The organism is uncultured Dialister sp. (assembly GCF_937959425.1).
Classification (GTDB): Bacteria; Bacillota; Negativicutes; order Veillonellales; family Dialisteraceae; genus Dialister.
Map to the genome: position 1 here is coordinate 1 of NZ_CALGPS010000208.1, position 9,774 is coordinate 9,774.

Sequence of the window (9,774 nt, forward strand, 5' to 3'; positions counted from 1 at the left end):
TGCTGAGTACCCATAGGGACACTGTGCACATCCTGCATAGGATGTGCAAGTCGGGCGAAGTAAGGCGCCTAGCCTGCCCATAAGAGCGCTTTCCTTTTGTCGCCCGACCGAACTTAGCGGGGGAAAGGTGGTGGCGCAAGCCACCAAAGGGGGCGCTCTTTTCCACGCGCCGCAGGCGCGGTTGTATGGTTTTATATAAACTGGCGCCCTTCATTATTTAAGGGCGCCTACCACTACCCTTTGAACCCTCTGAACCAGCCCGCTTTTAGCGGGCCGAGCCCTTTGAACCTTCACGCTGAAAGCGTGTCCATAAAAGGGGCGCCCACCAAGTCGGCGGTCAGCCGATACCGATAGCCGGAAGCCGACAGCGGCCGCAAATAAAAGGGGCTGTGAAAAAATGTTCAATCATTTCTTCACAGCCTCATTTTTATTTCTTTCCTATTCTTCTTGCTTTGTAGGCTTTCAGTTTGGCATCCCTGATGGCCAGGTGGGTGAAGTATTTCTTTGTTTCCGCCGTGATGACACCGGAGAGGCCCAGGAGGGCGATGAGGTTCGGGATAGCCATGAGGCCGTTCACGATGTCCGCCAGGGACCAGATGGCTTCGAGCTTAAGGAATACGGCGGAGGCCAGGATGATAATGTAGCCGATACGGTAGAGTTTGATGGTCTTTGTGCCGAAGAGGTATTCCCAGCACCTCTCGCCGTAGTAGTTCCAGCCGATGATGGTGGTGAAGGCGAAGAGGGTGAGGGAGATGGTGAGAATGAAGGGAGCCAGGCTTCCGTAGGTGGTGGCGAAGGCGGCCTGGGTCATTTCAGCGCCGTTGGTGGGGCCGGTCCACACGCCGGATACGATGATGGTGAGGCCGGTGAGGGTGCAGATGATGATGGTGTCGATGAAGGTGCCGGTCATGGAAATGAGGCCCTGTTCAGCAGGCCACTTGGTTTTAGCGGCGGCGGCTACGATGGGGGCAGAGCCCAGTCCCGATTCATTGGAGTAAAGGCCTCTGGCAATACCGCTTCGGATGGTGAGCATGAGGCCGGCGCCGGCAAATCCTCCGGCGGCGGCGGTTCCATTGAAGGCGCCGCTGAAGACTTCCCCGATGGCCCGGGGCAGTTCGGAGGCATTCATGCCAAGGAAAATAACGGTGATAATGAAGTAGATGACAGCCATGGCCGGCACGATTTTGGAGGCGGTTTTGGAAATGGACTGGAGTCCGCCGAAGGTGATGATGGCTACCAGGATGGTGACAATGGCGCAGGTAATATAGGTGGAAACGCCGAATCCTGCGTTCACCGAGGAGACGATGGCGTTCATCTGGGTGGTGGTGCCGCTGCCCAGCATGGCGGTCATAATGCCGAAGAGGGCAAAGGCCACGGCCAGGGGTTTCCATTTTTTGCCAAGTCCCATTTCAATATAGTACATAGGGCCGCCGGCAATATTTCCCTGGTCGTCCACCTGCCGGAATTTCACGGCCAGGCAGCCTTCGGAGAATTTGGTGGCCATGCCGAAGAAGGCAGCCAGCCACATCCAGAAGAGGGCGCCGGGGCCGCCGAGTTTGATGGCGGTGGCCACGCCGACAATGTTGCCGGTGCCTACGGTGGCAGCCAGGGCGGTGCAGAGGGCCTTGAAGGAGTCAATGTCTCCGTCCCCCTTGTTTCTTGCGAAGAATATGAGCTTCAGCGCCCTTGGCAGCTTCATCACCTGCAGGAATCCCAGCCGGCAGGACAGGAACACGCCGGTGCCCACCAGCAGGATGAGGAGCCAGGGCCCCCACACGATACTGTCGATCCGGTTCAATACATCCACTAACATAAAAACCTCCCCTGAATCATTCCGATTCACTACCCCGCATACAATCATTTCATGCTTTCCTACCCACAATAAAACCGCCGGCCCAGATAAAACAAAACAGAGCCGGCGGTCATTGGTTTCAATCACCGCCCGGCTCTGTCCTTTTGCCTGAGAGATTACAGCCGGACATCCGGCCTGTGCACCTTCGGCGCCCGGTTTCCCGGGGCTCTCCAGAGTTCTGTCCGCATGCAGTTTCGTGTTCTGTGAACGCCTGATAGTGTTACTCCTTCGGCAGGCCATCGGCCTTTTTCCGCATGCATCATCCACTTGTGAAGTTGTCACTATTATAAATTATCATGAAGAAATACACAATATGTATTCATGAAATCGATTTCAAAAAGTTATTCCTTTTCCGTAGCATTCACTACCACTGCCACAGCGGCATCGCCGGTGATGTTGAGGCAGGTACGGAACATATCCAGTACCCTGTCGATGCCTGCCACCAGAGCCAGCCCTTCCATGGGAAGGCCTACGGACTGGAGCACCATGGCCAGCATGATAAGCCCTGCGCCGGGCACGCCGGCGGTACCGATGGAAGCCAGGGTGCCGGTGAGGACGATCATCATCATCTGGTCCATGGTAAGGGGAATGCCGAATACGTTGGCAATGAAAAGGGAGCAGATACCCATGTACAGCGCCGTGCCGTCCATATTGATGGTGGCCCCCAGAGGCAGTACGAAGGAGGCGATGTCACGCTTCACTCCCAGCTTGGTCTGCACGTTCTGCATGTTCACAGGCAGGGTGCCGGCAGAAGAGCAGGTGGTAAAGGCAATGGCCATGGCTTCCGACATGCCCCGGAAGAATTTCAGGGGGCTCATGTGGGCCGCCACAGTGGTCATGGAAGAATACACGGCTACCGCATGGATGACGCTGCCTACGGCCATGCAGATAATGACGGAAAGCAGCGGCAGCAGCACCTTCGGGCCGTTCTGCACCACCACCGGAAGGAGGAGGCAGAACACGCCGATGGGCGCCGTCTTCATGATCATGCCGATGATCTTGTAGCACACTTCAGCGGAAGCATCAAAGAAGGAAATCAGGGTTTCCGCCCGTTTCCCGCCGACGGAAACAATGCCCGCCCCTACGAAGAGGGCAAAGATGATAACCGGCAGAATGTCCGCCTTAGCCATGGAGGCAATGGGGTTGGAAGGAATCATGTTCACAAACACCTGCATAATGGTAGGCGCTTCCTTCACCTTCGGCGCCGCCGCATCCGTAGGAAGGGCCATGCCGATACCCGGCTGGATAATGCCGGCCACCGCAAAGCCGATGACAATGGCAATGGCGGTGGTGACCATGTAAATGCACAGGGTCTTCACGCCGATACGGCCCAGCTTCTTCATATCCCCCATGGAGGTCATGCCCACCACCAGGGAACAGAAAACCACCGGAACGATCATCATTTTGATGAGATTGATAAACATGGTGCCGATAGGCGCGATCCATGTCTTCACCGGAGCCGCCGCCCCGTCCCCCAGCACCAGTCCTACCACTACGGACAGAACCAGGGAAATGAAAATTTGTACAGATAAGTTCATTTCGTGCCCTCCCTCATATACTTGCACTTATATTTACCCTATTATAGCAAATATATACGGCTTAACCAATATATTTATAAAATCTTTTATACATTTCTATGTATATGGAAATCGAATAGTCGATAGAATATATAAATGATACTGTTTGAATTATAATTCATGAAATACGGTGGATTTGGTTATAAATAGGGGCCGACTTCCCCTCTTTTATTGTCCCCCCGCCTGCGGGGGAAAGGTGGTGGCGCCAGCCACCAAAGGGGGACGGGCCCGTAGGGCCCGCTAGTTTTGTTCCCAGAGGGGAAGGTTAACGCCCGCTTTGCGGGCGAGGGTTATGGCCCCTCAAGGGGAAACGACTCACTACATTTTGTGCGTCGCTGTGCTCCTACATCCTCTGCTGTCACTGACTCACTGGATTCTCAGGTCGCTCTGCTCCCCTACGAATCCAGTTCGCATAGTGCATCCACTGCTGTCACTGACTCACTGGATTTTCGGGTCGCTGATGCTCCCCTACAAATCCAGTTCGCTAGTGCAAAATGTGTTCGCTGTGCACCGCCTGTCGGCGGCGGGTTGTGTAAAATGGTTATGTAGAAAGGTTCTTAAGATTGATGGGCCTGCGGCCCAAGGGTTATTAAGTTTGACAGCCACTTCGTGGCTGAGGGTTGTGGAGGCGCCCTATGGGCGCAATATAAAGTCGGCGTTGCGGGACTGGCTTTTGTGACTCCTTTGCCGCCCTGTCATTTCGAGCGGTGGTACAAGCCGATATGAATCACATAGTTTCGTGGAGCCAGTGAAAGGGAGCCGAGAAATCTCCTCCCAGAAGGCTGCCTTGCGATCGGTCACACCAGCATAGGGTATCATTTCGTCTTGCCGCCTCGTCCACCCCTTCGCCACTTCGTGGCCCTCTTCCCCTAAAGGGGACGCAAGGACGTTACGGGTCTTGCCTCCTGCTGCTTAAATCACGCTAAAAATTCTGCTGAATTGGCCGCCTCCGGCGGCCTTTCCCCCTTTGGTGCCTTACGGCACCACCTTCCCCCCGCGGAGCGGTGGGACAATAAAGCTTCGCGAAGCTTTACCATCAAAAGTTGCTCTAAATAAAGCACGGGTTGTTGTGCCCCTTCCTGCGGGGTGCCAAAGGAACTGGAGTTGCACCAGAGAACTGGATTCGTAAGGGAGCGGGAGCAACCTGAGAATCCAATGAGTCGGTGATAGCCGTGCTGTAGGGAAGCAAAGCGCCCCGAAAATCCAGTGACATGCTTCCCTTTGGGGAAAGGTGGTGGCGCAGCCACCAAAGGGGGTGCCGCATTTCCACGCGCCGCAGTAGCGGTTGTATGGTTTTATACAAACTGGCGCCCTTCATTATTTAAGGGCGCCTACCACTACCCTTTGAACCTTATGAACCAGCCCGCTTTTAGCGGGCCGAACCCTCTGAACCTTCACGCCCGCAGGGTGTGTCCATAAAGGGGCGCCCACCAAGTCGGTCAGCCGATAGCCGGCAGCAATCTCACCGGCACACCAGTCCAGCCCCCTTCTGCACCTTCCTGCCGTTATTCCCCCCCCTCATGCAGACAGCACAAAACCCCGGCGGAAAGCCGGGGTTTTGATTTCATATCAGGATATCAGATTTTCACCGATTCATTGGCCGTTTCATGGGCCAGTGCTTTTTTTCCTGCTTTTTCCTGCTGAATCACCTGCTGGAAGGAGAAGACTTCTTCCTTAATCACAGGAGAGAGAACGAGGATGGAAATGAGGTTCGGGATAGCCATGAGGGCGTTGGCGATATCGGAGAGGTTCCATACCAGATCCAGGGTCTGGGTGGCGCCTACGAATACCACAAGGGAGAAGACGACACGGTAAATAATGTTGTATTTATGGGTGCCGAAGAGGTATTCCCAGGCTTTTTCGCCGTTGTATTCCCACCCCAGGATGGTGGAGTAGGCGAAGAGGATGATGCCGATGGAAACGATGTAGCTGCCTGCCTGTCCCAGATGGGTGGAGAAGGCGGCCATGGTGAGAGCCACGCCGGTCAGGGGCTTGCCGTCAGCGCCCAGGGTGCCCAGGACGCCGGAGGAAGCGATGGTGAGACCGGTGATGGAGCATACTACGATGGTATCGATGAAGGTACCGGTCATGGAAATATAACCCTGTCTGGCAGGACGGTCGGTGGTGGAAGCAGCGGCGGAAATGGCTGCGGAGCCCAGGCCTGCTTCATTGGAGAAGCAGCCTCTGGCCACGCCGAAGCGGACTGCATTCATGACGGACACGGTGATGGTGCCTACCACGCCGCCTTCCACGGCGGAAGGATCGAAGGCCATCATAAGGATGAGGTAAAGACCGTGGGGAATATTTTCATAATTGATAACAATGCAGAGCAGGCCTGCCAGGATGTAGAAAGCAGCCATGCCGGGAACGACAACGGAAGAAACTTTGGAAATGGAGGTAATGCCGCCTACGATGACAGCCAGGGTGAGCACCGTAAGCACGGCGCCTACGATGGTGGTGGAAATGCCGAAGGTGGTTTCCACAGCGGTGCTGATGGAGTTCGCCTGGGTCATGTTGCCGATGCCGAAGGAAGCGATAACGGCGAAGAAGGCAAAGAGAGTGCCCATGATGAGGCCGGCTCTCCGGTTCTTGAAGCCGTTCTTCATGGTGAACATGGGGCCGCCCTTCATTTCACCCTTCGCATTTACTTCACGGTACTTGAAGCCCAGCATACATTCGGAAAACTTGGTGGACAGTCCGAAGCAGGCGGACAGCCACATCCATACCAGGGCGCCGGGGCCGCCGGCAAACATGGCGGTAGCCACACCGACAATATTGCCGGTGCCGATGGTGGCAGCCAGGGCGGTCATCAGGGCGGAGAAAGGCGAAACGTCGCCGCTGCCGCGGCTGGTGGTGCGGGCATCATGGCCGAATACGCTCTTCAGCGCATAGGGAAGATTCCTCCAGGTGAGGAAATGGAGGCTTACGGTCATATAAATGCCCGTGCCTACCAGCAGAATCAGCATGACAGGCCCCCATACGAACCCGTCAATGGTACCTACAAGTTGATTAATCTGTGCCATGTCCATAATCATGTCCCCCTTGTTTCCCGTAATTGTTATGATAAACAAAAAATCGCCGCACTCAGGCTCCAAAGAGACTGATGCTGGCGTAACAGAAAACACGGGAGTTACCCATGTGCCAGCCCTGTCCTTTTGCCTGAGAGATTCGGAATTTCTACGGGTGAAATCCCTTTACACCTTCGGCGCCCAACTGAATGGGACTCTCCAGAGATGTGTCCGTACACAGTTTCGTGTTCTTCTGAACGCCTGATAGTATTACTCCTTCGGCAGAGGGCCCTTGGGACTCTCATTTTTCAGTGTACATCATCCACCAATATGGTACGGCTTCCCGTACGTTTCTCCATCACCCTGCGTTGTCTGAATTCCTGCAGAAAAGTGATTTAATCAAATTATACACTACCTTCACGAAATTGCAATAAGTCCAACTATATTTGTTTTTCATCGATTTCCTCCGTTTTTATCCATTTTACAGATACATGCTCCATGAAATGGATTCGTAAGACAGGGAATCCATGGCGGTGCCCTTGATTTCAAACATCAGTTCTTGTATAATCCATAAAGAACTCATGTTCTCATTGGAGGGTGATGCAGAGCTTCCAGCAGCTCTTCCCGCCATGCCCCGCGGAACAGAAAAAGAAATCATTTCGTACAGGAGGGATATATGGAATCATCACAGATTAAAGCACTCATCCCCATCATGAACGGCCCCGCCCAGGGCTGCATGGTGGTCTACGACGACGGCCGTCACTGCCGCCGTTTCTGCAGCGTAGAACGATACATGAACACCATGGCCGCCTTCATGGGCAACGACAACCGGGCCTGCCGGAAACTCTTCCACCGCCGCCGGGGCACCGGTGTCCTCTTAAACGACGGCACCATCTTCGTGCAGATCCGCCTCGCCCGAAAGCCGCCCACCCTGGGCTACGTCCGCATAGACGCCATCGAAAGCTTCTTCACCGGAGACAAAGGCAAATGCGTCCTCCGCCTTTCGGGCGATGAAATGCTGGAAACAGAATGGAATGTGGAAACGGTGGACAAACATATCCGCCTGGTCAGGAAGACCCTGGAAGGAAGGGAACTGCCGGAGCTGTAAGGGCCAGCCCCATTCTGATTGTGCCCCGTCTGCGGAGGAAAGGTGGTGCCGCAGGCAGCAAAGGGGCACCCGGACCGTGAGCTGCGATGGAAAAGGTTCTCAGGTTTGACAGCCGCTTCGCGGCTGAGGGCTGTGGATTGCCGCTGGTGCGGCAATGAGTATAAAGTCAGCGTTACTTACCCTCCCACCGGACAAGTCATTCTAAGCGAAGCGAAGAATCTTGGTACCTGTCCATAGTGACTCCTGCCAGGAAAACCGAAAGCCGCCGCAGCTCTCTTTTGGGAATGCTGCCGCCTATCCCCCATCACCACAATTTCATTGACAGAACCGCCATTTCTGACTATAGTAAAATAAGTAGAAAAAGAAAGGGGGCGCGCCATGCTTCGAGCTTACAAACACAACGAAAACCACATCCTCTGCGAGGTACCGCTGGAGCAGCTGGAGAAAGGCTCCTGGATCAACTGCGCCGCCCCGGATACGGAAGAACTGAACAGGCTGAACGAACTCACCGGTATTCCCGTTGACTCCCTGCAGACCGCGCTGGATAGAGAAGAACGGTCCCACGTGGAGCTGGAAGACGACTACATCTTCGTCGTTGTCAATACGCCGGTGGTACTGGAAACAGACGCCTACGACGCCCTGCCGCTGGGTATCTTCATCACCCGCCAGTTCTTCGTCACCGTGTGTTTGGAATCAAACTCGGTGATCCAGAAATTCCTGAACAACTCCTTCACCTCCTTCCAGACATACAAGAAAACCCGTTTCCTCTTCCAGATCCTCTCCCAGGCATCCTCTTCCTTCCTGTTCTTCCTGCAGCAGATTTACAAACAGACCGACGTCATTGAAACCCAGGTCCGGAAATCCCTGCAGAACAAAGAACTCTTCCGTATGCTGGAACTGCAGAAATCCCTGACCTACTTCAACTTCGCCCTCCACGCCAATGAAAACGTGATGGAGCGCCTCATGCGCCTCCGGAACAGCCCCCTCCACTCCCTCCTCAAAATGTACGAGGAAGACGAGGACCTGCTGGAAGACGTGATCATCGAAAACAAGCAGGCATTGGAAATGGCGGAAATCTATACCAACATTCTGATGTCCATGATGGACTCCTTCTCCTCCATCATCTCCAACCGCCTGTCCCAGATCATGAAATTTTTAACCTCCGTCACCATCATCCTGGCCATCCCCACATTGATATTCAGCCTCTGGGGCATCAACGTCCCCGTCCCCTGGGCCAACGCACCTTTGGGATTCTGGGGTGTTATCCTCATAGGCATCCTGGTCACCATGGTGGCCACCTTTATCCTCTGGAAAAAAGATATGCTGTGAAAAAAAACCGGCGCAGGCCGGTTTTTTAATTGGCGCCTCTTTGAAATGGGGAGTCGGAGGATTCAGAAGGTGGTGGAAAAGGTTCTTAGGGTTCTTAAGGTTCTTAAGTTTGACGGGCCTTCGGCCCGAGGGTTGTGGTATCGCCGCTTCGCGGCGATGAGTATAAAGTCAGCGTTACGGGATTCCCTTCCCGCCCTACGCGTCATTCTGAACGAAGTGAAGAATCTCGGTACATGTAGATGTTGACACATTTGCTGTTAAATACCAGTCGGCGGGAAGGAGCCGCTGGGGGTAAAGGTGAAGGCAATCGGCTTCCAGCTTCCTGCTGCCGGCTGGTTCCGGCTGGATGCCTTTGGATTCATCAGCAAGACATACTTTACAGTGATTAGCCGCCTTACGGCCGCTTTTCCCCCTTTGGTGCCTACGGCACCACCTTTCCCCCGCAAAAGCGGGGGCACAACAACCCGTGCTATACCTTGAGCCACTTATGAACACTAAGGCTCGCGGCGTTTTATTCTGCCACCGCTTGCGGGGGAAGTCCCGCGAAGCGGGCAAGGGGGAAACTCTTTTCCGACGCCCGTAAGGGCGGTTGGCTTGTTGTCCCCGGGCGAAGCCCGGTTGTAAAGGTTTTCGCCGCCGACAGGCGGCATTTATAATGGCGCCGCAAGGCGCCCACCTCCCCAATCGGTCAGCCGACTAAAAGGAAGGCCTCTTATTGGGCAGGCTAGAGGCCAACTTCGGCTGACTTGCGTATCCCATGCGGGATACGCACAGAGCGGTACTATATAACTCCCTGGGCCGGCAGCCCCTCAACCTGCCTGCAAGGCGGAGCCGATCCCGGACTGTGTTAGAGCCAGGCGTAAATCGCCATTTTGAGCCGGGCGAATTTGACCAATTTCA

Annotated in this window: 5 protein-coding genes and 2 riboswitches; of the genes, 2 read left to right on the plus strand and 3 right to left on the minus strand. The window is 54.7% G+C overall.

Annotation, left to right across the window (positions count from 1 at the left end):
- Positions 1–427 precede the first annotated feature (427 nt).
- From Q0482_RS08860 to Q0482_RS08870, 3 genes are all read right to left on the minus strand, one after another.
- Entirely contained in the window at positions 428–1,813 is a 1,386-nt protein-coding gene (locus tag Q0482_RS08860; protein ID WP_299145560.1) for a sodium:alanine symporter family protein, read from the minus strand.
- A 125-nt stretch (positions 1,814–1,938) separates the two neighbouring features.
- Positions 1,939–2,036, minus strand: a riboswitch (glycine riboswitch).
- A 157-nt stretch (positions 2,037–2,193) separates the two neighbouring features.
- Positions 2,194–3,390, minus strand: coding sequence for a dicarboxylate/amino acid:cation symporter (locus Q0482_RS08865; protein ID WP_299145562.1), 1,197 nt, complete (start codon positions 3,388–3,390; stop codon positions 2,194–2,196).
- A gap of 1,616 nt (positions 3,391–5,006) precedes the next feature.
- Positions 5,007–6,452, minus strand: coding sequence for a sodium:alanine symporter family protein (locus Q0482_RS08870; RefSeq protein ID WP_366517995.1), 1,446 nt, complete (start codon positions 6,450–6,452; stop codon positions 5,007–5,009).
- A 114-nt stretch (positions 6,453–6,566) separates the two neighbouring features.
- Positions 6,567–6,670, minus strand: a riboswitch (glycine riboswitch).
- Between the two features lie 443 nt (positions 6,671–7,113).
- Between Q0482_RS08870 and Q0482_RS08875 the strand changes: the two genes are divergently transcribed.
- Positions 7,114–7,545 (plus strand): hypothetical protein, encoded by a 432-nt coding sequence (locus Q0482_RS08875; RefSeq protein ID WP_298025395.1) that lies wholly within the window; start codon positions 7,114–7,116, stop codon positions 7,543–7,545.
- Between the two features lie 378 nt (positions 7,546–7,923).
- Positions 7,924–8,874: a magnesium transporter CorA family protein gene (locus Q0482_RS08880; RefSeq protein ID WP_299145566.1), complete on the plus strand. Its 951-nt coding sequence runs from the start codon at positions 7,924–7,926 to the stop codon at positions 8,872–8,874.
- Positions 8,875–9,774: the final 900 nt, after the last annotated feature.